The 22,762-nt window shown below is 45.4% G+C and carries 31 protein-coding genes; 7 read left to right on the top strand and 24 right to left on the bottom strand.

Annotated elements, in window-relative coordinates; all coding sequences use genetic code 11:
- Positions 1–7: 7 nt before the first annotated feature.
- Positions 8–1,300, bottom strand: a complete 1,293-nt coding sequence (locus ACP7H9_RS03175) for an NCS2 family permease (protein WP_110012563.1) — start codon at positions 1,298–1,300, stop codon at positions 8–10.
- A 108-nt stretch (positions 1,301–1,408) separates the two neighbouring features.
- Here ACP7H9_RS03175 and ACP7H9_RS03180 point away from each other — a divergent pair, with 108 nt between their 5' ends.
- Positions 1,409–1,729, top strand: a complete 321-nt coding sequence (locus ACP7H9_RS03180) for a 2Fe-2S iron-sulfur cluster-binding protein (RefSeq protein WP_011234139.1) — start codon at positions 1,409–1,411, stop codon at positions 1,727–1,729.
- Between the two features lie 12 nt (positions 1,730–1,741).
- On the opposite strand, the gene ACP7H9_RS03185 is transcribed toward ACP7H9_RS03180, so the two are convergent.
- Genes ACP7H9_RS03185 through prmB form a run of 5 tightly spaced genes read right to left on the bottom strand, consistent with a single transcriptional unit; the run spans position 1,742 to position 5,599 of the window.
- Entirely contained in the window at positions 1,742–2,884 is a 1,143-nt protein-coding gene (locus ACP7H9_RS03185) for an ATP-NAD kinase family protein (RefSeq protein ID WP_114981505.1), read from the bottom strand.
- Positions 2,885–2,886: 2 nt separating this feature from the next.
- Positions 2,887–3,015 (bottom strand): entericidin A/B family lipoprotein, encoded by a 129-nt coding sequence (locus ACP7H9_RS03190; protein ID WP_110012565.1) that lies wholly within the window; start codon positions 3,013–3,015, stop codon positions 2,887–2,889.
- A 20-nt stretch (positions 3,016–3,035) separates the two neighbouring features.
- Complete coding sequence (locus ACP7H9_RS03195; protein WP_114981506.1) at positions 3,036–3,575, bottom strand: elongation factor P hydroxylase; 540 nt, start codon at positions 3,573–3,575, stop codon at positions 3,036–3,038.
- A 6-nt stretch (positions 3,576–3,581) separates the two neighbouring features.
- On the bottom strand, positions 3,582–4,670 hold the full coding sequence (aroC, locus tag ACP7H9_RS03200; protein WP_114981507.1) for a chorismate synthase: 1,089 nt from the start codon (positions 4,668–4,670) through the stop codon (positions 3,582–3,584).
- Positions 4,670–5,599, bottom strand: a complete 930-nt coding sequence (gene prmB / locus ACP7H9_RS03205) for a 50S ribosomal protein L3 N(5)-glutamine methyltransferase (RefSeq protein WP_011234144.1) — start codon at positions 5,597–5,599, stop codon at positions 4,670–4,672. Before prmB ends, aroC begins: the two co-directional genes overlap by 1 nt.
- Positions 5,600–5,685: 86 nt before the next feature.
- On the opposite strand from prmB, the gene smrB reads away from it, so the two are divergent.
- Positions 5,686–6,249, top strand: a complete 564-nt coding sequence (gene smrB, locus ACP7H9_RS03210; RefSeq protein ID WP_114981508.1) for an endonuclease SmrB — start codon at positions 5,686–5,688, stop codon at positions 6,247–6,249.
- A gap of 3 nt (positions 6,250–6,252) precedes the next feature.
- On the opposite strand, the gene sixA is transcribed toward smrB, so the two are convergent.
- The 3 genes from sixA to ACP7H9_RS03225 are packed head-to-tail and all read right to left on the bottom strand — an operon-like array spanning position 6,253 to position 7,533.
- Positions 6,253–6,735, bottom strand: coding sequence for a phosphohistidine phosphatase SixA (gene sixA / locus ACP7H9_RS03215; protein ID WP_114981509.1), 483 nt, complete (start codon positions 6,733–6,735; stop codon positions 6,253–6,255).
- Positions 6,732–7,109 carry an RnfH family protein gene (locus tag ACP7H9_RS03220; RefSeq protein ID WP_114981510.1) on the bottom strand — a complete coding sequence of 126 codons (378 nt, stop codon included), beginning with the start codon at positions 7,107–7,109 and terminating at the stop codon, positions 6,732–6,734. The genes sixA and ACP7H9_RS03220 overlap by 4 nt, the downstream gene beginning before the upstream one ends.
- Positions 7,087–7,533, bottom strand: coding sequence for a type II toxin-antitoxin system RatA family toxin (locus ACP7H9_RS03225; RefSeq protein WP_114981511.1), 447 nt, complete (start codon positions 7,531–7,533; stop codon positions 7,087–7,089). Before ACP7H9_RS03225 ends, ACP7H9_RS03220 begins: the two co-directional genes overlap by 23 nt.
- A 106-nt stretch (positions 7,534–7,639) precedes the next feature.
- On the opposite strand from ACP7H9_RS03225, the gene smpB reads away from it, so the two are divergent.
- On the top strand, positions 7,640–8,119 hold the full coding sequence (smpB, locus tag ACP7H9_RS03230; RefSeq protein WP_034820895.1) for an SsrA-binding protein SmpB: 480 nt from the start codon (positions 7,640–7,642) through the stop codon (positions 8,117–8,119).
- Here smpB and ACP7H9_RS03235 read toward each other — a convergent pair.
- From ACP7H9_RS03235 to ACP7H9_RS03295, 13 genes are all read right to left on the bottom strand, one after another.
- The gene (locus ACP7H9_RS03235) at positions 8,061–8,573 is read right to left on the bottom strand and encodes a hypothetical protein (protein WP_133493646.1); all 513 of its coding nucleotides are present in this window, start codon (positions 8,571–8,573) and stop codon (positions 8,061–8,063) included. The two genes, smpB and ACP7H9_RS03235, sit on opposite strands and share 59 nt — an antisense overlap.
- Positions 8,527–8,919 (bottom strand): DUF192 domain-containing protein, encoded by a 393-nt coding sequence (locus ACP7H9_RS03240; RefSeq protein ID WP_011234151.1) that lies wholly within the window; start codon positions 8,917–8,919, stop codon positions 8,527–8,529. The genes ACP7H9_RS03235 and ACP7H9_RS03240 overlap by 47 nt, the downstream gene beginning before the upstream one ends.
- A complete protein-coding gene (locus tag ACP7H9_RS03245) occupies positions 8,916–9,704 on the bottom strand; it encodes a type II secretion system F family protein (protein WP_114981512.1) in 789 nt (262 codons plus the stop codon). The genes ACP7H9_RS03240 and ACP7H9_RS03245 overlap by 4 nt, the downstream gene beginning before the upstream one ends.
- The gene (locus ACP7H9_RS03250; RefSeq protein WP_114981513.1) at positions 9,701–10,552 is read right to left on the bottom strand and encodes a type II secretion system F family protein; all 852 of its coding nucleotides are present in this window, start codon (positions 10,550–10,552) and stop codon (positions 9,701–9,703) included. The genes ACP7H9_RS03245 and ACP7H9_RS03250 overlap by 4 nt, the downstream gene beginning before the upstream one ends.
- Positions 10,534–11,757, bottom strand: coding sequence for a CpaF family protein (locus tag ACP7H9_RS03255; RefSeq protein WP_114981514.1), 1,224 nt, complete (start codon positions 11,755–11,757; stop codon positions 10,534–10,536). The genes ACP7H9_RS03250 and ACP7H9_RS03255 overlap by 19 nt, the downstream gene beginning before the upstream one ends.
- Complete coding sequence (locus ACP7H9_RS03260) at positions 11,754–12,968, bottom strand: type II and III secretion system protein family protein (protein ID WP_114981515.1); 1,215 nt, start codon at positions 12,966–12,968, stop codon at positions 11,754–11,756. The genes ACP7H9_RS03255 and ACP7H9_RS03260 overlap by 4 nt, the downstream gene beginning before the upstream one ends.
- Positions 12,953–13,660 carry a Flp pilus assembly protein CpaB gene (cpaB, locus tag ACP7H9_RS03265; protein ID WP_114981516.1) on the bottom strand — a complete coding sequence of 236 codons (708 nt, stop codon included), beginning with the start codon at positions 13,658–13,660 and terminating at the stop codon, positions 12,953–12,955. The genes ACP7H9_RS03260 and cpaB overlap by 16 nt, the downstream gene beginning before the upstream one ends.
- Positions 13,657–13,848 (bottom strand): hypothetical protein, encoded by a 192-nt coding sequence (locus ACP7H9_RS03270; RefSeq protein WP_016341303.1) that lies wholly within the window; start codon positions 13,846–13,848, stop codon positions 13,657–13,659. The genes cpaB and ACP7H9_RS03270 overlap by 4 nt, the downstream gene beginning before the upstream one ends.
- Positions 13,845–14,351 carry a hypothetical protein gene (locus tag ACP7H9_RS03275; protein ID WP_114981517.1) on the bottom strand — a complete coding sequence of 169 codons (507 nt, stop codon included), beginning with the start codon at positions 14,349–14,351 and terminating at the stop codon, positions 13,845–13,847. The genes ACP7H9_RS03270 and ACP7H9_RS03275 overlap by 4 nt, the downstream gene beginning before the upstream one ends.
- 105 nt (positions 14,352–14,456) lie before the next feature.
- Positions 14,457–14,957 carry a hypothetical protein gene (locus ACP7H9_RS03280; protein WP_011234158.1) on the bottom strand — a complete coding sequence of 167 codons (501 nt, stop codon included), beginning with the start codon at positions 14,955–14,957 and terminating at the stop codon, positions 14,457–14,459.
- 2 nt (positions 14,958–14,959) lie between these two features.
- Complete coding sequence (locus ACP7H9_RS03285) at positions 14,960–15,496, bottom strand: hypothetical protein (RefSeq protein ID WP_016341304.1); 537 nt, start codon at positions 15,494–15,496, stop codon at positions 14,960–14,962.
- Positions 15,486–16,709: a TadE/TadG family type IV pilus assembly protein gene (locus ACP7H9_RS03290; RefSeq protein WP_114981518.1), complete on the bottom strand. Its 1,224-nt coding sequence runs from the start codon at positions 16,707–16,709 to the stop codon at positions 15,486–15,488. Before ACP7H9_RS03290 ends, ACP7H9_RS03285 begins: the two co-directional genes overlap by 11 nt.
- On the bottom strand, positions 16,706–16,984 hold the full coding sequence (locus ACP7H9_RS03295) for a Flp family type IVb pilin (RefSeq protein WP_011234161.1): 279 nt from the start codon (positions 16,982–16,984) through the stop codon (positions 16,706–16,708). The genes ACP7H9_RS03290 and ACP7H9_RS03295 overlap by 4 nt, the downstream gene beginning before the upstream one ends.
- A 352-nt stretch (positions 16,985–17,336) precedes the next feature.
- On the opposite strand from ACP7H9_RS03295, the gene ACP7H9_RS03300 reads away from it, so the two are divergent.
- Both ACP7H9_RS03300 and ACP7H9_RS03305 read left to right on the top strand, forming a co-directional pair.
- Positions 17,337–18,044 carry a HipA family kinase gene (locus ACP7H9_RS03300; RefSeq protein WP_181813903.1) on the top strand — a complete coding sequence of 236 codons (708 nt, stop codon included), beginning with the start codon at positions 17,337–17,339 and terminating at the stop codon, positions 18,042–18,044.
- The gene (locus ACP7H9_RS03305) at positions 18,041–18,847 is read left to right on the top strand and encodes a DUF3037 domain-containing protein (RefSeq protein ID WP_114981519.1); all 807 of its coding nucleotides are present in this window, start codon (positions 18,041–18,043) and stop codon (positions 18,845–18,847) included. The genes ACP7H9_RS03300 and ACP7H9_RS03305 overlap by 4 nt, the downstream gene beginning before the upstream one ends.
- A 36-nt stretch (positions 18,848–18,883) precedes the next feature.
- Here the strand turns inward: ACP7H9_RS03305 and queE are convergent, their stop codons facing one another.
- Positions 18,884–19,585, bottom strand: coding sequence for a 7-carboxy-7-deazaguanine synthase QueE (queE, locus tag ACP7H9_RS03310; RefSeq protein WP_227016306.1), 702 nt, complete (start codon positions 19,583–19,585; stop codon positions 18,884–18,886).
- Between the two features lie 32 nt (positions 19,586–19,617).
- On the opposite strand from queE, the gene queC reads away from it, so the two are divergent.
- Positions 19,618–20,274 (top strand): 7-cyano-7-deazaguanine synthase QueC, encoded by a 657-nt coding sequence (gene queC / locus ACP7H9_RS03315; RefSeq protein WP_114981520.1) that lies wholly within the window; start codon positions 19,618–19,620, stop codon positions 20,272–20,274.
- 1 nt (position 20,275) lies between these two features.
- Here queC and nagZ read toward each other — a convergent pair whose 3' ends face one another.
- Positions 20,276–21,268 carry a beta-N-acetylhexosaminidase gene (nagZ, locus tag ACP7H9_RS03320; protein ID WP_114981521.1) on the bottom strand — a complete coding sequence of 331 codons (993 nt, stop codon included), beginning with the start codon at positions 21,266–21,268 and terminating at the stop codon, positions 20,276–20,278.
- A 130-nt stretch (positions 21,269–21,398) separates the two neighbouring features.
- On the opposite strand from nagZ, the gene ACP7H9_RS03325 reads away from it, so the two are divergent.
- A complete protein-coding gene (locus ACP7H9_RS03325) occupies positions 21,399–22,760 on the top strand; it encodes a S41 family peptidase (RefSeq protein WP_114981522.1) in 1,362 nt (453 codons plus the stop codon).
- Positions 22,761–22,762 lie beyond the last annotated feature (2 nt).

The following is a 22,762-nucleotide window of genomic DNA, read 5'->3' on the forward strand; positions in this document are numbered from 1 at the left end:
AATTTCGTTACCCTAACCAAATAAATTTAGCGACAAAAAGTGCGCCCAAGAAAACGACGCTTGGTGTTAAATCCTGATAGCGTCCGCCCAGTAATTTCACCACAACGTAACTAATAAACCCTAGTGCAATGCCGTCGGCTATCGAGAATGTCAGTGGTGTCATCAATAAAACCACTGTTACCGGCGCGGCCTCAGTAATGTCGTCCCATTCTACGTCTTTCAGCGTAAACAGCATTAGCACCGCAACGTAAATAATTGCACCTGCGGTTGCGTAAGCAGGGATCATACCAGCCAACGGCGCAAAGAACATGGCCAATAAAAATAAAATACCAACAACCACCGCGGCAAGCCCCGTTTTACCACCTGATGCCACACCGGCAGCTGACTCAATATAGCTGGTGGTGGTTGAGGTACCCAGCATGGAACCAGCAACGGTTGCAGTGCTGTCTGCCATTAATGCTTTATTCAAGCGCGGCATTTCCCCATTGGCTTTTGCCAACCCAGCTTTCTGCGCCACTGCCAGTAAAGTGCCGGACGTATCAAACAGATCTACAAACAAGAAAGCAAAAATAACCGACAACATGCCAATATCAAAAGCCGCTGCTAAATCCATTTGCATAAAGGTTGGCAGCAAGCTCGGTGGTGCAGACACAATACCATTATATTCAACCAGCCCGGTTGCCCAGGCAATAACGGTTACCAGCAAAATACTGATTAAAGCCGCGCCCTGCACTTGTCGCGCAACTAACCCAATAATAAGAAAGAAGCCCGCGGCTGCAAGCAATACTGAAGGCTCAGACAAAGAGCCTAAAGTCACCATGGTGTCGTCATTGGCAACAATAATATTGGCGTTCTGCAAACCAATTAGCGCCAGAAAAGCCCCAATACCCGCAGCAATAGCCAAACGCAATGTGGTTGGAATGGACTTTATTATCCACTCACGAACACGCAAAGCCGACAGCAAGAAAAATAAGCAACCGGAAAAGAACACCGCTCCAAGAGCAGTCTGCCAAGTGTAACCCATGCTAAAAACAACGGTGTAGGTGAAAAAAGCATTTAGCCCCATGCCCGGCGCCAGAGCTACCGGATAATTTGCCCACAGCCCCATGACCAGACAGCCAATAGCCGCAGCCAGACAGGTAGCGACAAATACGGCGCCGTAATCCATACCGGTTTCACTTAAAATGGACGGGTTAACAAAGATAATGTAAGCCATAGTCAGAAAGGTTGTGAGCCCGCCAATAACCTCAGACTTAACCGAACTGCCACTAGCTTTAATTGAAAACAGCTTTTCCAGCATGAGCAACCTTGAAAGTTTAGCGTTGTGGTTAAAGGGCAGGTATTTTATCCTAACCGCCACAGAATTTGTTGCTCACTTTTTATTTTTTAACAGGACACAGAATTTATCATGCCAACCGTTTACTTTGTTGATGCCGATGGTAACCAATTTGAAGCTACTGTCGATGCAGGAACCAACGTTATGGAAGCCGCTGTCGAAAACTTTATTGACGGCATTATTGGCGAATGTGGCGGCGTTATGTCGTGCGCAACTTGCCATTGTTACATACCGCCAGAATGGCAAAGCAAAATTCCTGCCCCATCGGAGCAGGAAGAAGACATGATAGATATGGTTTTAGAGCCGCAGGACAATAGCCGCTTAAGCTGTCAGATAGAAATAACGGACGAATTAGACGGCTTAGTTGTGCACATGCCGAAAACTCAGTTCTAAATAAGCCTGAAATTAATTTACGGCTGCCACCGGCATAAGAACTTCGTCGTGGTAGCCGGTAATAACCCGAATAGTGCCTGAGAGTTCACGGTCTAGTTCCGAATCGCCGGTATCGACTCGTAGTGGTTTGTTATTCAGTGCCTGCAACTTAGTTTTAGTGGCAACCACCCAAATGTTCTCTTTACCAATATGCCGAATAACCCGTGGACTTAATTGCTGATTTCCACGACCAAATAAATGCCCCTGCCCGCCAATTAAGGTTATAACCAATTTAATGCTTCCAGTTTCGCGCTGAGCCACTTCTTCGTATAAACGGTTTTCTGTTACGTCGCTGGCTAACAGGTTATTCTGTTGGACTAAGTCGACACCGAGCAAAGTATTCTCGTGCCCCATGGACTGCATAATAGCTTCTACTGTAGAGCCAGACCCCATGACTAAAAGTTCGTCGTCAATGCGCTCTGTTACTTCAGCCGCAATATCATCCAGTACCATCTCGTCGCTTTCTTTGCCGCCCATTTTTACCGCCTGAACGTATTCCAGTTCGGCCGGTACCGACATTTCACCAAAACGTCGGGCTTTTACGGTACCTTTTCTAAAGGCTTCTTCGTCAATATCCATTACATCGGCATTATGAATACTGGATAACTCGCCCTGCAGGATCTTCTCAATAACCCTTCCGGCCCCGGTTGGACTGATAGCGTAAACGCCTGAATGAATTTTAACGCCGGCCGGTATACCCAAAACTAATTGTTGCTCAGGAACCACCTGATAAATATCGCGCGCAGTACCGTCACCGCCGGCGAATAAAAGAATATCGACGTTATGAGTCACAATTTCAGACACCGCTTTTTTTGTGTCTTCTGGTGAGGATAGCGTTTCAGCAGCTTTGTAGACCGAGTCAAATGAAAAACCCAGAGCTTTGAGGCTATCCGCGCCCATTTCATTATCGGCGGTAACAAAATGAAGTTGCTGATTGTATGGGAGCAAAAGTTCTAATGCGGTTTCAGCTCTTCTAGCGGCCTTTTTCTCAACCCCGGCCGCTAATGCTTTTTGCCGAATATCGGCGCCATCGCTTCCCTTTAAAGCTAAAGCGCCACCAATACCCGCATACGGGTTAATAATAAAACCAACGGTTAATCTACTACTTGTTTCCATTACTACTCGTCATCAGCCTCATCTTCTATCGCTTCACCGGCATTTTGTAAGTCGCGGCCAGCGCCTTCTATTGTTTCACAAGCGCTTAACCCTAGTATTGCAACGGTTACTAACAATGCTCTTAAAAACATAGATAACTCCTTATTCATGACTAAAAATTAACGGACTGACCGTTTGGCCAGCTACAATTAAAGTCGTGACAGAGTGCTTTTGCAAACTTTGCAGCGCGTGGCGGTATGGTATTTTCTTCCAGTAAACGGTTTAACTGTGCAGCCACTTTTTCTGTGAACGCCTGCCTGTCTACTTCAACGCCATTCAAATTATCCACACTTACCTGAAACGGAAAACCACAACATAAAGAAAACAGCCACTCCAGCGCTTGTGGCTTTTGCTCAACCTGCTCAAAGGATTTCTGCTGGGCTTCGTTGCGCCCGTCCGGTTCGTACCAGTAACCATAATCAAACTGCTTTCTGCGCGCTTCGCCCGCTATACACCAATGAGCGGTCTCGTGCAGCGCTGAGGCAAAAAAACCATGAGCAAACACTACTTTATGCGGTTCACCCGCTTTTGTTGCTGGTTGATAATACGGTTCATCGTCACCGGCAAACAGTATGGTGTTGTAATCTTCGCTGAAACAGCGCTTAAAAATCTCAATTAAGCGCTCATAATGGTGTTCTGACGTCTGACTCATATTCGCTTAGCGACTAATATCCGGCGTTTCAGTTTGCGCTGTTAAATTATGCGCCCGCTGGCGTAACCAATGGTCGGCTAAAACCAGGCTGGTCATAGCTTCAACAATAGGTACCGCACGTATACCGACACAGGGGTCGTGACGGCCTTTCGTTACTATGGCCTGTTCGTTACCCCAACGGTCAATTGTACGCCCGCTAATGGCAATACTTGAGGTTGGTTTCAGTGCGATATCAGCAAAAATTGGCTGCCCACTGCTAATACCGCCTAAGACACCGCCCGCGTGGTTCGATAAGAAACCGTCCGGCGTCATTTCATCACGGTGTTCTCTGCCACGCTGGCTTACCACCTCAAAACCATCGCCAACACTCACCGCCTTTACCGCATTAATGCTCATCAGTGCTTTGGCTAAATCAGCATCCAGCCTGTCAAAAACCGGTTCGCCCCAACCCGGCGGCACTCCAGTAGCCTGCACCCGAATTTTTGCACCAATTGAGTCGCCTTCTTTTTTCAGCTGACGAATAAGCTCCTGCATAGCTTCAACCGCATTGGCGTCTCCGCAAAACAGTTCATTCTCGCGTACCTGCTGCCAGTCAATGTTACTAGCAACAACATCGCCCATTTGCGTTAATGCCGCCTGAACCTGTATACCCTGCTGCCGTAGTAATTTATCGGCTATAGCACCAGCCGCCACCCGCATTGCGGTTTCACGCGCTGAAGAACGACCGCCACCGCGATAATCCCGCACACCGTACTTATGTTGGTAGGTGTAATCGGCATGGCCGGGCCGGAAGGTATCTTTTATGTCAGAGTAATCCTGGCTGCGCTGGTCAGTGTTTTCAATCAGCAAACCAATAGAGGTGCCGGTTGTCACGCCTTCAAATACCCCGGAGAGGATCTTGACTTGATCGGCCTCACGACGTGCTGTGGTATAGCGGTTTTGTCCTGGCTTACGCCGGTCTAAAGCTTCCTGTAAATCGGCTTCGGTTAACTCTAACCCCGCAGGACAACCGTCAACAACTGCACCCAGTGAAGGCCCGTGGCTTTCACCAAAGGTGGTAATTTTGAATAACTGACCAAAACTGTTTCCTGGCATTAGCTGGCCTTAGTTTCCCGTTGTTTATGTTCAATTAATTGCTGTTTTGTCAGCAAAAATACCCCGTCGCCGCCATTGGCAAACTCAAGCCACATAAACGGCGTTTTCGGATACTTTTCAGCTAAAGCCGGCATTGAATTGCCCACCTCACAAACAAACAGGCCGCCGTCGTTCAACAAGTCCGAAGCCTGCATCAGCATTTTGTCTACCAAAATTAAGCCATCTTCACCGGCCGCCAACCCAAGTTCCGGTTCGTGGTGATACTCAGGTGGTAAATCAGTCATATCTTCGGCATCGACATACGGAGGATTGGTAACAATTAAATCGTATTTCTCGGCTTTTACTGCATCGAATAAGTCCGACTGAATGGGCGTCACTCTATGAGTTAAACCGTGCTGTTCAATGTTGAACTCAGCCACTTCCAGCGCTTCGGTGGAAATATCCAGCGCATCGACTTCGGCTTCAGGAAACGCATAGGCACAGGCTATGGCAATACAGCCACCGCCGGTGCATAAGTCCAGAACACGGTGCGGGGCTTCGACTAACCAAGTCTGAAAGCCATTTTCAATAAGCTCGGCTATTGGAGAGCGTGGCACCAGAACCCGTTCGTCGACATAAAATGGCAATCCGGCAAACCAGGCCTGATGAGTCAGATACGCAGCCGGAATGTGTTGCTCAACGCGTTGCTTTAATAACTCAACAAATTCTTGTTTCTCTGAGTTGAGCATACGGCAATGACCCATAGCGGCTAACTGAGCCGTTGTTAGCTGTAGCACGAAGCTTAATAAAGCCCGGGTTTCATCAATTGGGTTGTCGGTGCCATGACCGTAATACACATCAGACTGGTTGAGCTGAGTTACGCTCCAGCGGGTAATGTCATCAATGCTTACTAACTCTTGAATGGCTTGTTCCAGATTACGCACTTGCAAAGGCTGTCTCCCGACCACTGAATGTTTTATACTGAGTAAACTTAATGCCTTAAAGATACCTTAATTCAGCGCGGTTTTCATCAATCATGGTCGTAAACAAACGTCAGTCATCATCACTTTCTGAAGACGATATCGAGCTTTTTCGTGAAGCCGCAAAAGGTGCTGCCCGTATAAAGCAGGACAAACTGCCGCCGGAACCACCAAAAATTGCTGAATTACGGCAGCGCCGACAACTATCGCAAGACCCCAGCGCCCAGCAAATTGCCGACGCCAGTCGCTCGGCCAGTCATTATTTTTCCGATGATTTTGAAGCCTACTTTGCCGACGGCCCGGTTCGTTTTGCTGCGGAGGGTGAGTCTGGATATTTGGTTAAGCAGTTACGCCGGGGAGACTACACGCCCGAGTTACTACTGGACTTACACGGCATGACATTAGCCACGGCACGCCAGGAGTTAGCAGCATTATTACTGGCATGTGAGCGCGAACACATAGACTGTTGCTGCATTATGCACGGGCACGGCAGTGGTAAGTTAAAACAACAACTGCCGCATTGGTTAGTACAGCACCCTCATGTAAGGGCGTTTCATCAGGCTCCGCTGGAATGGGGCGGCGCAGCGTCGTTATTGGTGCTGTTAAAAGTTGCGAGCTAGTAATTAGCCCGCACACCGCTCCGCTATTAACAGTTGCTGAAATTTACCGCGCAAAGTTTCCGGCGAGAAGTCGACAACCGCAATACCCGCTGTCGGAAAAATAGGAGGCTGCACGCTGGCATCCAGCTCATGCACTAAATAACTCACTAGCGGCATGTGCGACACCAACACCACACTCTCATAGCCGTGCTGCTGAATTTCCGCAGCAAGCCAACTGACAACTGAACCAGCATGACCATCGGGCGTAATGTCATCGCAATTTTGCTTCTGCCCGGTTTTCAGATGCGACAATAAGATAGAAGCCGTTTGCTGAGCGCGTATATAAGGGCTGACATAAACACAGTCAACTTTCGGTTGCTTGTCTATTAGCCATTTCGCCGTGGTTATAACTTCGTGTTCACCGTTGGTGGTTAAACGGCGCTCGCGATCGGAATAACTGCCCTGTGGGTAGTTTGCTTCACCATGACGCATGATATACAGCTTCATTCTGGCTTAGACTCCTCGGCCTGCGTTCGGCGATTTGTGTCAGGTCGGCCACCGGTAACCCGATTAGCCCGGCCGGACTGTTTGGCTTCTTCCGCACGACGTTTGCGTACGGCTTTTGGATCGGCAATTAACGGACGATAAATTTCAATGCGGTCCCCGTCTCGCGGTTGTGCATTTAACTTCACCGTCTTATTCCAGATACCCACTTTTTGCTGTTCAAGATCAATTTCCGGAAACTGCTCGAACACGTCCGACATGCGTATGCACTCTTCCACCGTTGCGCCCTCTTGCGGATGCACGGTTAACAGCACTTGCTTGTCAGGGGTAGCGTAAGCCACTTCAATAGTTAATTTATTGCCCATGCTGGTTTCCATACACCTGCTCCGCCCTTTTCACAAAGGCATCGACCATACGAGAAGTCACTTCTTTAAATATTTTACCAAAGGCCATGCCCAGCAAGCGACTGGAAAACTCAAAGTCCAGCTTAAGCTCAACTTTGCAGGCGTCGTCGGCCAGTGGCGTAAATACCCAGCCACCGGTTAACTTTTTAAATGGCCCGTCTACCAGGCCCATATCTATACGTTCGGGTTCGTGCAGCGTATTACGGGTGGTAAAGGTTTTGCTGATACCCGCCTTGCTTATGTCTAACGCAGCCACTTTTTGTTGGCTGGACGACTCCAGCACCCGCGCAGCAGCACATCCGGGCACAAACTCCGGGTAAGCTTCAACGTGGTTAACGAGGTCGAACATTTGTTTGGCGCTGTACGAAACTAAAGCACTTTTCTCGATACTCGGCATTTTTTTACCTACGACTAAAATCAACTGCGCAATAATAACGCAACCAGAAGCGCTTTGAAGCCCTTAAAGCAATTTTCTTTTCAGTGCGCATAGGTATAATGGGGCTATGAGTAAAAAGAAACCACAACAATCATCCAATACCATAGCTCGTAATAAAAAAGCGCGGCATGAATACTTCCTTGAAGACAAGTTCGAGGCAGGTGTTAGTTTGCAAGGCTGGGAAATTAAGAGCATACGGGCTGGCAAGGTCAACATTAGCGACAGCTACGTCATTATTAAAAATGGCGAGGCTTACCTTTTGGGTGCCGAAATTCAGCCTCTTAACCAAGCCTCAAGCCATGTTTATTGCGAGCCAGACCGCAGCCGTAAACTGCTGCTGAAGCGCCGCGAGCTGGATAAGCTTATTGGCGCCTCAGAGCGTGAGGGCTATTCCATTGTTGCCACAACCATGTACTGGAAAGGCCCATGGGCAAAACTGGAAATATTTTTAGCCCAGGGTAAAAAGTCACACGATAAGCGCGACACCATTAAAGAGCGCGACTGGCAACGCCAGAAGGCTCGGATAATGAAGCATTCGGTGCGTTAGTTGGAACTTCAGGTGCGTCATTCAGGCGTGCCTGTTGAAGTTTCAATAGTTGATTGAGCAGCCTTTCGAGCTCTCCGTCAAAAGTATCCAGCTCAACCCGGGCATCCATAAGAATGTTGGTGGTCTGACGTAAATTAAGTAATGCCAGATTGAACCACACATTCCGATCAGAAGAATTAAGTCTCAGAGATTGCCCGTAAGCTGATTCGCTAGCTTTAAAACGATACTGTCTAAAGTAAATGTTACCGAGTAGCGCCCAACTTTTATCCGTCCCTAACCCCTTACGGTGTAACCATTGCAAATGCTGTTCCGCTGATAAGAGATCGCCATTTTTATACCAGTTAATGGCGGTATCCAGGCTCTGTTCCTTAACTTGCCTCTCTTCTACTGTCGCGCTACAGCCTTGATTAATTAAGCTCAATAGCAATACAGCAATCAAAATGCTTGTTTTCATTTAGCTCTCCATGCTTGTTTATAAACTTTAATCTCTTTCCAACCCATTTTTCTAAAGGCCAAAAGTTTCCAGCAGCCATTTCAATTAATCCGTGAGCTCCTTTAAAGCGAGCGATTTCATTGGGACAAATGAATCGACGAACCTCTATAATTTGATTTCCTTTGTCGAGGGCCACAACATCAATTGGCTCTTTCATTCCCCAAGTGTGTATTGACCTACAAAATGGAAACCAAAAGGCCATCTCTGGCGTTGGTTGCTGCTCGCCCAGCATGCCAATTAACCTTTGATGAAACTTTTTCATGGCCTTCACCTTGGGCCATGCAATAATTTCTTTCTCACTCGTCATCCAAACCCTCCTTGGCTTATTTGAACAATAACTGGCCCGAGAATAACCAGAAAGTTTACGGGAAAAAAACAAGTTACTAGTGGAAAAAGGAGCTTTACGGGCGCTTCTTGCGCTCTCTTCTCCGCTGAGTTTAGTAGATCCTGTCTTAATTGGTTAGCATAAAACCTTAACGACTTGGTTAGGCTAGTTCCTTGCTGATATCCTTTTATTAGCATCGAACTCCACTCATGGATCTGCTTCGCGTCATACCGTTCAGATAGTTCATACATTGACTGAGCAAAACTTGTCCCTCGTCGCAACCGACTGAGCATCGATGTGATCTCCCGCGCCAGCAGAAGATCGCTGCACGACGCAGATACCTTTTCTAAAGCGGAAATTAACGGAATACCTGAAGCAATCATCATAGAAGTTAGATCACAAAAATCAGGAAGTTGGCGAACTATCGCTTTATTGTTTTTTAGAGCTAACTGTCTTCTCTTATTTATTACCATTAGTAGTAAGAGAACATAAGCAATACTTAAAAGCCAAACCCCGGAAAGCAGGGAAATAGAGACAGATACACATGCCATAAAAACCCAGAAGAAAAATGATCGCGCGGCTCCTTTTAGAAAATCTACTTCCAGATAACGAACAGTCCATCTTTTGACATTTTCCGGTAAAACCGACCACATTTTTGACACTGCATAATCAAGCTTTTGCCCAAGCCCCAGTATTTGCCAGAACGCGAGGACTAAAAGCGAAAAGCTAAGAGTCGCGAGAAATGTTAAGACAGCAACTATAATCATTTTTCATCTTCCGGATGCATAATTCGCTTAACCATCCATCCACCAATAATCATCAATATAAGAGCCACTATAAGCATAAAAATACCAACCCGTGACTCAGTGAAAAGCGCTGTATGTTCTGGTTTCATCCAACTTAAAAGAAAATACAATCCAACCGGCATCATAACGAGAATTTTAGCCTGCATTCTGGCTTGTGAAGTCAGCGTTATCTGCCGCTCTTTAATGTGCTGCTGTTGTTGGAGGTTGTCAGCCAACCTTAGAAATAAATCCGACTGTTGCCCTCCACTTTTCAAACCTAGAACTAAAGATTGAACCACGAGTTTAATGGAGAAAACAGGAACTCTCCGCTGCCAGTCTTCCAGGCAATCTGTTAAGGGTTTACCCACTTTTTCCTGTCTCAATAGCTCGTCCACCTCTTGTCCTAAAGGAGCTAATAACGTTCCTTTTAAATTCTTCAAAGCTGCTCCGACACTCGTACCACTTCTTAACTGGTTACTAAGCCCGATCAACATACCGGGCAACTGTTTTTCAATTTTTATGTAACGTTGCTTTTTAAGATGACGATAAACAAATGGAGGAGCCAACAAAGTCAGAATAAACGTCGCTACTGCCCAGGTTCTATTAACATAAAACCATACGATTAGAGGCGATAAGAGTGTGACTACCAGATAACTTCTGACCAAAATTGTTACCGGCATTCTCAAGAAAAATTCTTCTAAAGAGCGTACCGTTGATAGCGTCAGTTTGTCTTCAAGTTGTCGATATCGCTTTGGTGTTAAATGCGAAAAGATCCATAGCCAGCAAAGTCCGCTGCAAACGATTAAGAGGGCTAATCCGAAGATGAACATAATCCATCTCCCATAAGTGACTCCCAGACCTCTTGACGAATATCGTCCCCTTGCTCATCTGCGAACTTACATAATGTCATACTACTTATTAATGATTGAGTCGTATTGCTTCTTTCAAATAGTGGTGACAGCTGTAAAACATTATCGTCTATCCCCGTAACTTCACTGATACTAATCACGGCTCTTCGGCCATCAGAAAGACGCGCTATCTGAACCACAATATTAACAGCACTGGCTATTTGCTGTCGTAACGCAGAAATCGGAAGCTCTATTCCACCCATCAAGACCATAATTTCCAAACGTCTTAAAGCATCGCGAGCGCTGTTCGCATGAACGGTACTCAAAGATCCCGCATGACCCGTGTTCATAGCCTGTAACATGTCTAAAGCTTCCGACCCACGGCACTCACCTACAATAAGTCGATCAGGACGCATTCGCAGTGCATTGATAACGAGTTCACGAATATTTATAGCCCCTGTTCCCTCCTGATTTTTAGGTCTGGCCTCAAGACTTATCAGATTATTGTGAGCTAATTGCAGTTCAGCCGCGTCTTCGATACTTATAATTCTTTCACCTTCAGGAATTTCCTGAGATAGAATATTTAATAAGGTTGTTTTACCCGTTCCTGTTCCACCAGAAACAATAATATTTTGGCGACAACGAACAGCAAGCCTTAAGAATTCAGCAGCTTGCTCCGTTAATGAGCCACTATCTACCAAGTTCTCGATCGTTAGCGATTTCTTGGTGAACTTTCGAATAGTGAGACACGACCCTTTGGTTGCTAAAGGAGCTAGAACAGCGTTTACGCGAGAACCGTCTGGTAGACGAGCATCGACCATGGGGGATGCATCATCAACGTGACGGCCTAAAGGCAGAACAATCTTATCGATGGTTCGCCGCAGGGAAACCTCGTTACTGAATTGTTCATCCGCTTTCTTCAACTTACCTGAGCGCTCAACATAGATCTGATCATAACTATTGACCATGATTTCAGTTACTGAATTATCTTCTAAAAGACCCTCAATAGGCCCCAGGCCAATGACTTCAGCTACTGCATCTGCTATATCTTTTCCAGACTCGCCTGTAGTTTCCTTTAAATAGGATTCAGCATAGCGCCTCAACTCACATTCACTCATAGACTCAAAACGCGGATCTCTGGTATCTAAATGCTCTTTGAGGCTGTTAATTAAATTAACTGATATCATCGAAATGTCTCCCTTAGCTGTAAAATGGAGTCCTTCTGGTACCAGTCGTGTTTTTGCGCTAACCGTTTTTGCTTATCATGCAACCGCTCTTTAGCCGTATCCATACGCTCAGCCGTAACCATAATAATTAGTTCCGTGGTTTGCTCTCTGTTTTGCTGACTTCTGAAAGCATTTTCCAGAATCGGTAATGAACCTAAACCCGGTATCTGGTCATCCTGAGCTGACTCATCTGTACTTAAAAGACCAGACAAAACCAGTGTGTCTCCATCATTTGAGAGAAACACCGATTCCGTACGACGACTAAGTATGCCCGGTACACCTGAAACCGAAACAGCAGGATCAATATTGCTTAATTCGGCATGAAGCTGCGTTTTTATTCTGTTGTCATCTAAAACCACCGGCTGAATAACAAGCCTTATACCGTATTCGCGGAAAGTAACGTCCTGCATACCCTGCGCGACAACTTGAGGAATAGGCAGTTCTCCTCCCGCAAGAAACGTCGCCTTCTCACCGCTTTGGGTAGATAAAACAGGATTTGCCAATAGTTTGGCGAGACCGCGTCGCTGCATAAGCATCAGTTGGGAATTAATTTCGGCGTCCCACTCGAACAAACCTGATAAAGAGCTCGAAAATGTAGGGCCGCTCGTTGTCCCTTGCCATCTAATTCCAAGGTCTTCGAGATACTGGCGCTTGGTTTCCAGAATATTGACTCGCAAAGTCAACATAGGAGGCTCTTCCTGAAAAGATTCAGTTAAATTTAAAATCTCTTCGTGATTCTCGGAAATTTCCTCGAGTTCTTCGTAATTTCTTTTGGATACCTTGCCCGATAAAACTGTAAGCCCTGACTTTTCTGTTTTGTTAAGACTCTGTTCTGCTTCAGATATAGCTTCTAAACGCCCCTCCAGGGAGAGTTTCAGGCTAGCCGTTACCATAATCTTTAACTCTTTTAATACCTCTTCGGATTTAAACCAGATATCTGCTTTGCCAACTCCCACCCCTCTTAGAATTGCCCGGCTATTGTCGAGAACGTGAACATCTACAACACTCTCGTCACTGATAAGAATATCGCTTCCGGGTTCTATACTGATAATTCGAGTCTCACCTTCTTCAAGATGATAGGAGCTATGATTAACCTCGGCCCGAACACTAATAGCGACGAAAAATAACAGAGTCACGACTAGATAATGTTTGAACTTTACTGAACCTTCCATGGTTGCACCTTGCTTTGTTTAGAATCTTGATGCCAAATACTTGCTTGGTCTAAATGACGGCCTCTCGCCCAGACCAACATTGGACTTCCAATAGCTCTTGTAAATGCCGCTACCTTCTCAGGCTCCACCAACAAAGTCAGCGAATATGAACCATATCCCTCCTGCAAACCGTGAATATCGAAAACCTCGATTTCTTCAAAAGAAACGTATTCTCGTGAACTTTCAAAAGACTCCCCGACAAATACAATATCGACCAGATCTCCGACTTTCAGCAGCGCATTGTGGTGGCCTAAATTGTCCGTAGTGACCGTAATAGCGTAGTAACCGTTAGGCAGAACTTCCGATAAACCATTGTTCTGATTATTCGATAGAACGCGTTCAGAAACCGGTTCACCAGATTTAACAGAACTTCGCAGTTTCCTACCGATAATCAAATTAGCGGCGCTCTCCAAATACCAATGCTCATTGATAAGTTCGTGCGGATATTTTCGAACCAAGAGGTCGCTTACTTCTAAAATATCCCCGACATTAAGATCTTTGGAAAAAACAACAACACTATCAGCATTTCCTGACGCCTCTTGAAGTCGTCGGGAAGTTTCTTGCTGTAGATATTGATTAATTAGAAAAATCGTCACCATCGAAATTATTGAGCTAAAAATCACGGCAAAAATCCATTTCGCCTTTTTTTTCATGATCCTCCTCCTGGTATTAGTACTAAATAGCGCCAAATAAAATAATAAAACTCTTTCGCCTCACGACCCACTTCAATTAGGTAGTCAATGAGTGAAAGTTGCTCTTCAACAACAAATAAAATGGTCATTATTAAGAGAGAGAGCAATAACCACTCTGTCGATGCCTGGCCATTTTGTTGTCTTCTCATAGAACATGAACCAAAATCACATACTCACCTTGCTCGGAGAACATTAGGCGTCCCATATCTTCTTTAAAGATCCAAAAGTCATGGGGTTTCTCAATCGATTGAAAAGAATCGATTTTTTGGCTGTAAGTTAATTTTAATACGTTTTTTATATCTTTGAATTTGAATGTCGATAAATAAACCCAGACCTCTCTTCCATTTTTCCGGTTTTTTGAAATGGCATGAAAAGGCCCGTCAAGCTTAGGCTTTTCCATATACGGAAGAATTATTTTACTTAAAATCCATGAACCATCATTTCCTTTGAAGAAAGTCCAGTTGTCTTCTCCAATTGGACAGATCCAAAAATCTCCATGAGGGGCTGGACAGTAGGAATAGAAATCTTCAATAACACTCCAGTCTGGAACATTAGGACTTTGTAAAAAATAAGCAGTAGCCGTCGCATTCTGAGAAATTGGCATTTCAGACCATTCCCATTTATCAAACCCTGCAGGAATATCAGCAATCATATACGCACCTTAATTAAAGCTCTACTAAGAGTTTGTTACAGCTAAACCCACAGATTTTTAGAAAAGTAATTCCATTTTTATGTAGATAAATCTTTAGTATTCCAGTCATAAATAATGTGCCAAAATCACATATTCACCTTGTTCAGAAAAAACTACGCGCCCCATATCTTCTTTTAATATCCAAACATCATTTTCTTTCTCAATAGATTGAAAAGAGTCTACTTTTTGGCTGTAATAAGACATCATTGCCGTTTGCAATGGTTTAAGCGGATATCTAGCTAAATAAATCCATATCTTTTCTCCATTACTTTCATATCCTGAAATTGGAGTAATGGGTCCCTTTAAAGATTCTTCATGTCCTGGAGACTTAGTCAGTGGCATTAGTATCCATTGTCCGTTTTCTCCCTCAAACAACGTCCATTCAGTATCTTCTATGGGACAAAGCCAAAAAATTATTTCCCCTCCGGGACAATATGGATAAAACTGGCTCAACTCTTTCCAGTCAGGAATTTCTGGTTTTCTCAAAAAAAGAGCATCAATATTGATGGATGAACTAATCGGTTGCTCAGCCCAGCTCCAGTCCTCTAAAACTACGGGTAAATCCATAACTATTCCTTTTTTTGAAGTACTTCCTCGGGCACGACATCTGGAGATATCGTACCGAAAACTAAATAATCGGAACTAAGCTCTTTAGCCAAAAAAAGTGAGCTAAGCCCATCTTGGATTAATTCTGTTATTTCTCCCGAGAGTAAGTTATTTACAACTAAAGACGCAGGCCTAGTCGATAGCTCCTCGCTGCTTCTTGCCTGCCAACTATCTGTTAACCTACTCATTGGATAAAAAGGTTTTTTATCCAGTTTCTTCAACTCTCTTAAGTTTTTCCCTTGGAGCTTTACTGGAAGAAGTCTATTTAAAGGGATAAATAACTTTTCTGTATGTTTATTTAGCCGATATTCTCCCGATAATTGAGCTCGATCAACATCCATAACCCTGCTCCAAATAATTTTACGAGCCTCAATAAGGTTAACGGTACTGTTGTTAATCGCAGGTATAAGGACTTGATACAACGACAAGTAAATAGCTAGCAAAATACCAATTGATAACATGACCTCAACAGTAGCTTGACCTTTACATTTAAAGCGCATCACGACCTAAAATTCCTGTTTTATCTTTATAAGATATTGAAGTTAGCTGAGGCTCCCAGAGCGCATTAAACAAGTTATCCGTTTCATAAAGATCATCTTTTCTATAGAAGATTTTGTCTGGACGACTAAAATGCGTTTTTGCTTTAGCATATGCAACTTGGTTACTGTCCCCCACTTTTATTATCACCGTATCCATGCCCATCTTTAAAAAGTTGCTTAGCCGCATATAGCTAAATTTTTGTGGGTTCGAATTAAACGACTCCATCTGCGCCAAACCAAGTCTGGAAGACATAGAATTACTTTGAAAGGCTGCACCATAACCAGAGCGATGATAACGTCTTTGCTGTTGTGCTTTAGCGCCCCAGCCTAATGGCAATTGCTCCCGAAAACTTCCTACGAACCATTTTCGCCCGTGAAGCGAAACGGAATCCAGCGCATGCCAGTCCCAGCCTCCGTTTCTGTTCCTTGATAATTCTGTTCCTCCACGCTTTATTATTTTATGAGTGAATACGTCTATCCAGTTATATCCTCTGGATTTGCTGAAGGGATCCAGACTTTTCAGTGTCAACTCTTCTAGTTCTTTTGATTGTCTTTCGTTACTGGTTTTACGGACTTCTGTTTTGCGCCACCAAAGAGTTGGAAATGGCACAACACCACCTCCCTGATACGCTTCCCAACTTAGATCTCCTGAATGTTTAGAAACGATATCTTGAATAAGAAGTGGTAGCTCCAAGACGAAACTTGCATCTAAAAGTCTCTGTGCCGCTGATATTCCCTGTATCACAGCCGATTGAAAACGGATTAAGACGCGCGCCAATTGCTGATAAGCTTCCTCGACTCGGTCGAGAATGGTTGATAACACTCTGGTTATTTGCCCGATATAAGGAATGAATGACGTTACTGTCTCTAAGTTGTCCGCCGTCCGGTCTAACATAGACATATAGCTCGCTAGACCAACCCACTGAGCTATTGCTACCTGGTTTCCAATAAGTGCACGATTTGTTAAAGCTAGAAAATTCATCTGCCGGGACATAGCAACAGCTGCGCTATAAGCCGCGTTATCAGCAACACTTTGCAAGTACCATTGACGCCGGGCGTGTTTTCCCATGTCCGTTACAGCGAAAAGCAACATCGAAACGAGTAACAAAACCCCGACCATTAAAATCAGGGTTTGTCCTTTTATTCGCGTATTGGATTTTGCCAAAGCAATCATTTCTTCTTGCCTTGCTCGGTGGCCTCGTCATAATTTCCGAGGTTTACTTCAGTATTTGCCACGGTTCCTGCGCGCCTTGACGACTGGCGAGCTCGGTTTAACTGTTGCGTAGATGATTGCCCTGTCATTTCTTGAGCAAGTCCAGCCACCTGGTTACGTATGGACTTACCAAAAAGTGAATAGACTCCGATTGCAGCAACAGCAATCAAAGCGACAATAATGATGTATTCCGTCATTCCCTGACCACGAGAACGCCGAGCTAAATGCGTATTCATAATTCCCTCCTGGCAATAGGCAACACCATAATTGGCGTTGACGTCAGGAAGTATAGAACGAGTTTTAGAGGGTCAGATCAGAAGTAGCAAATGTCTTACTCAATATTAAGATATTTATGCATCTGCAATAACGGATGCTGGCTCGATGAGCTTTTAACCTTTTCGGGTAATTGAGCCTCGCCCACTCCACCTTTAGTTCGAACCATCGTCAATTTGTACATAGCACTGCTCTGATGACAGACGAATAAATAAGCGAACCCCCTAATAATAGTAGTTGATATTAGTTTGTGATTTGGCGATATAGTCGATAACCTGAGGTTATAAGGTTAGTAGAAAGGGATACAAGCCGCCCATGATCGAAATAACGGAAATTATTAGGCCATTCGAGCAAGGCAGCACACGACCTTTTCTATGTATAGCCGAGAACGGCAAAAAATACGTCGTAAAAGGTCAAGCAGCCACACGTCGGCAGTTAATTGCTGAGTATGTATGCGCTCATCTAGCGAAGCGGTTTGGTTTACCCATCCCAAACTTTAATATTGCCTACATTGATTCATCAATCATCAAATATAACGAAGATGCCAGGGAATCATTAGGCGAAGGCGAAGTTTTTGCCTCGGAATTTATCAATGGTTTGCAGGAAGTTAATTACCAGTTGATGATGAAGCGTGGTAGTACCCTTGCCGCAGATTTGTTTCTGTTTGACTTGTGGATCCGTAATGACGATCGAACCCTATCAATCAAAGGCGGTAACCCAAACTTGTTCTACCAAGTAGCTAAAAAGCAGTTTTGGGCACTAGATCACAATTTAGCATTCGACGATGAGTTTGAGTTTCATGATTTTAAAGCGCATCATTTGGGGACGTACGCTTGGGAACAGAAACACGATAGCCTTTCAGCTGAACTTTATCAGAATAGGGCGAAAAATTGTTTTACCGAGCTCGATACAATCTTCTCACTGATACCGGATGAATGGAGGCCTACTGATGACTTTTTGGAACATATTCGGTTACTATTAGGTCAAATTAATAACAGCAACTTCTGGGAGCGAATATCGTGAAAACATTGTGCATGTATGCAACTGTTCGATTTATGCCATTCGCTGAGACTCAGGAGTTCGCGAACATTGGTGTGGTGTTATGCGCACCTGACACAGGCAAACTCTGCTTCAGGCTTGCCCGAAAACGTTTTGGACGAATTAATCAATTCTTTGATGATCTTGACGGTAAGCTCTATGGCAACACATTAGAGTTATTAGAAGCGGAGCTCAAGCGCATCCAGCAATATGCGTTTAATGTGCCAGGAAAAAATACCGCAGCGCTCTTTAATGAGCTAACACGACACCGTGAGGGTGTCGTTTATTTTGGCAATGTCAGCACAGCCATCGTCGATAACATTGATAATAAACTTACTGAGCTCTACGAGCATTATGTTGAGAGAAACTTCCTGAATGAGAAGTACCGTGAAGATGTACTTGAGCACAACATTCGTAAGCTGTTTAAACACGAAAGCATAAAAGGTTTCAAACGAGCTCAGTTAAAAACGAAACTTGGTGAGTTCAAGCTCCCCTTTGTCAGAAATAACCATAACGCCCTTCAAGTCATAAAACCTATAGCGTTTGACCGCAAAACGCCATTAGCAGCCTACGAACATGCAACTCAATGGATAGATAGGTTTGCCCGTTTGCAAGATGAACAAATCGTTTTACCTGACAACATGATGCTAGCTGTTGAAAAACCTAAAGGCATCAAATTTGAGGAAGCCTATATTGAAGCTCTTAACATAGCAGCTCAGCGTGAGCTTCAATTAGCCGATGCCAATAACCAGCAGCAAATTTTAGCGTTCGCTAAGCCGTCCAACTAAAAGTATCAAAATAAATCCGCTCACTATTTTTTCTGATTACTCAATATTAAGATATTTATGCATCTGCACAGAAAGACGCCAGTTGCGCGCTATGCAGGTTTTCATCGCAAGCTCGGTGGCGCGTGGCCGCTGGCTTATGGGTTGCAGGCAAATAATAGCGTCTGCTTTGGGTGGGCAGCGTTCTAGTAAGGAATCTAACGCGTCTATGTGCTTTTGCATGGCTATGGGGTGCTTTATTTCATTGGCGCGAGCCATGCAGTCGGGGCGTACTAAATAGCCGCCGGGCATATCCAGCTTGGGCGATACCGTTACCCAGGTGCTGTCGGTCACTTTTAGCTCAAAGGTACCGCTGGTTTCTATTTGCAACTGGTAGCCTTTGGCTTCTAAAGCTTCGCCAAGCGGCAGTAAGTCAAACATAGCGGGTTCACCGCCGGTTATTACTACATGTTTGGCGGAGTAACCTTCTTGTTCAAAGCGCGCGATAATGTCCTCGGCGGTCATTTCTGACCATTTTTCTGAGGCTTCGGTTTTTGCCATTAATGCGTCTATGCTTACCTGGTCGCTGGGGTTGGTTTCCCATGTGTGCTGGGTATCGCACCAGGGGCAGCCCACAGGACAACCCTGCAAACGCAGAAAAATAGATGGCACCCCGGTAAAGGTGCCCTCGCCTTGCAAGGTTTCAAAAATTTCGTTGATGCGGTAAGACATAGCTTCCGTTAAAATGGCTTTGGTTAACATGAGTGAATGCGGATTATACGGGGAGTTACAGCATGTCGCAAAAGGTCGTTGTTATTTATTCAGGCGGAATGGACTCTTTTACCGTTTTGCACAAAGCCCTGGCCGAGGGAAACGAGGTACTGGCACTGTCGTTTAACTACGGACAACGCCATGTAAAAGAATTAGAAGTTGCGGCTAAAGTCTGTAAACAGCATGGAATACCCCACAAAGTTGTGGACATTACCGCTATTAACTCGCTGCTGTCGGGTAGCTCGCTAACCGACGACATAGACATTCCTGAAGGCCACTACGAAGAAGAGTCGATGAAATCCACCGTGGTGCCTAACCGCAATATGATTTTACTGTCGCTGGCCATTGGTTATGCGGTGTCTGAAGAGGCTTCTGCGGTGTATTACGGCGCGCATTCGGGTGACCACGCTATTTACCCGGACTGTCGGCCGGAGTTTGTGCGGCAAATGGACGTAGTGAGTAAAATGGCGAACTACGAACCGGTAGCGGTTCATGCGCCCTATTTAGACGTAGACAAAAACGCGATTTTAGCCGACGGCATTAAAATGGATCTGGACTATAGCCAAACCTGGACTTGCTATAACGGCCGCGACAAAGCTTGTGGTAAATGCGGAGCCTGCCAGGAACGCTTAGAGGCCTTCGCCGCCAACGGCATTGAAGACCCTCTTAGCTACGAATAACCTACAGCCAGCGTTGGGCTTGTTCCCAGCGCTGAGTGCGTTTTAACTCTTCGAGCGACACCGCGTTCGACGACATTAGCATTCGGTTCACGCGTTGGGCACTTTCCGGCTCAGTGGCGGGTAAGTCAGCGTCCAATACTTGCACCGCTCCGGCTCTGTCGTTACACACCAGTATCATGTCGCAGCCAGCGTTCAGAGCGGCTACGGCGCGTTGCTGCATGTCACCGGCAACGGTAGCACCCTGCATAGACAAATCGTCACTAAATATGGTGCCGTTAAACTGCAGTTCACTGCGCAGTATTTGCTGTAACCAGAACTCGCTGAAACCGGCAGGCTGCGGGTCTATTTGCGGGTAAATAACGTGAGCCGGCATTATGCCGTCTAGTTTCTGGCTTAATGACAAAAACGGCTTTAAGTCGTGTGCGCGAATTTGCTCTAAGGTACGGTCGTCTTCCGGAATGGCAATGTGGGAATCGGCCTGAACAGAACCGTGCCCAGGGAAGTGCTTGCCGGTGCAGGCCATACCGGCTTCATGCATGCCTTCAATAAACGACGACGCCAGTTTAGAAATTTCCGACGGCACTGCAGAAAATGCGCGGTCACCTATAACGTCACTGCAGTCGTCTACGTCCAGTACCGGGGCAAAACTGATATCAATGCCCACAGCCTGAACTTCTGCTGCCATTAGCCAGCCTAAGTCGCGCGCGGCACGCTGGCGCTCATCTTCATTTTCTATTTTTTGCAAAGAGCCCATAGACGGAATGGCGCTAAACCCCTCACGAAAGCGCTGTACCCGACCACCTTCGTGGTCTACTGCAATAAGCAACGGCTTAGCAGCAGCGGCTCGTGCCTCACGTATTAACTCCTGCAGTTGTTCCAGCGAGGCAAAATTTCGCGTAAATAGAATTAGTCCGTTTACGGCGGGTGACGCAAGAAGTTTTTTGTCCTCGGCGGTCAGCTCTGTGCCCGCAATATCTATCATTAATTGTGCCATAACAGCAGCTGTCTCATTTCGTTTTCAATAGTCAGCAGTTTGCCATGAGTTCAGTAAAGACGCCATGTTCCCTGTTTATCTTTTCGTTCGCTGTGCTAAATTAACATTATTACAACAAGAGAGACGTAGTATGAAACTCGAAAAATCGCTTTTATGTATTGGTATTACTTTGGCACTGTCGGCCTGTGGCGGCTCAGACAGCGGCAGTTCTGGTAGTTCTGGTAGTTCTGGTAGTTCAGGTGGCTCCGCTGGTGGTGAAAATGACTACGCGTTTTGTTCCGCTGAATACCAAAATGAAGAGTTTTTCGAGTACATGAAAGAGGATTACTTCTGGGCAAGTCAGCTACCGGACAACTTAGATCCTGAGGCCTTTGACAACGTTTATGCGGTTCTTGAGGAATTGCGAGTACCAGAGGACACCTACAGCTACATTCTTACAGAAGAGGAATACGATGACCTGTTTGTCAGTGCGACTTACTTTGGGTTTGGTTTTTCTATGGAGCAGATTAGTGCAAGCCGGGTAAAAATTCGTTTTGTTTATGACAACTCCCCCGCCGCTGCAGCTGGCATTGCCCGAGGCGATGAACTATTGGAAATAGATGGGCAGTCGGTAGCGGACTTACTTGCCAATGGGGAGTTTAATAACGCATTGGGCCCCAACGAGAGTGGCGTCAGTAAAAGCGTTACCTGGAGACGTCCGGACGGTAGTGAAGAAACCGAACTCTTAAGTAAAGTTGAAGTAGAAACCAATACCGTTATGGGGTCTCAAACTTACACACAAAATGGAGAAACAGTTGGTTACTTTGCTCTGGACTCATTCATTAACCGCACGGGTTCAGACTTAAACACGGCATTTGATCAGTTTGCCGCCGACAACATCGACCATTTAGTCATTGATGTGCGCTATAACGGCGGTGGTTTAATTCGTTACGCTAATCAAATTTCTACTCAGACTGCCGGCAGCAATGTGCTGGGTAAAACCTTTCTGCAATACCGCTTTAACGAGCAGAATAGCGACCAGAACCAGACACTCCCTTTTAGTTTGGTCGATGGTGTCGAGCAACTCGATTTAGACCGGGTGTTTGTGCTAACCACCGGCAGCAGTTGTTCGTCTTCCGAAATTATTATTAACTCGTTAAGCCCGCATATTGAAGTTGTCACTATAGGCGAACAGACATGTGGAAAGCCTGTCGGCCAGCAACCCGCCGAACTCTGCGATAAAGTCACTTTTGCCATTAACTTTGAAACGGTTAACTCAGAGGGTGAAGGGAAATACTACAATGGTCTGGCACCAACCTGTTCGGTTGAAGACCAACTGGTCGCTGACTGGGGAAGCTCAGAAGATCCATTAACAGCGGCCGCAAACACATACATTAGTACCGGCAGTTGCCCGGTAAGCTCTGCCAGCGCAGAAATAAAAAAGAGCGCTCAGGCGCGCTCTTTTGTTAAACCTATTCACAACATGAAGGATAAGCGCGAGTCCCTGCAGTAAGG

The sequence above is a fragment of the Idiomarina sp. ST20R2A10 genome (genome assembly GCF_051842345.1).
Classification (GTDB): Bacteria; Pseudomonadota; Gammaproteobacteria; order Enterobacterales; family Alteromonadaceae; genus Idiomarina; species Idiomarina loihiensis.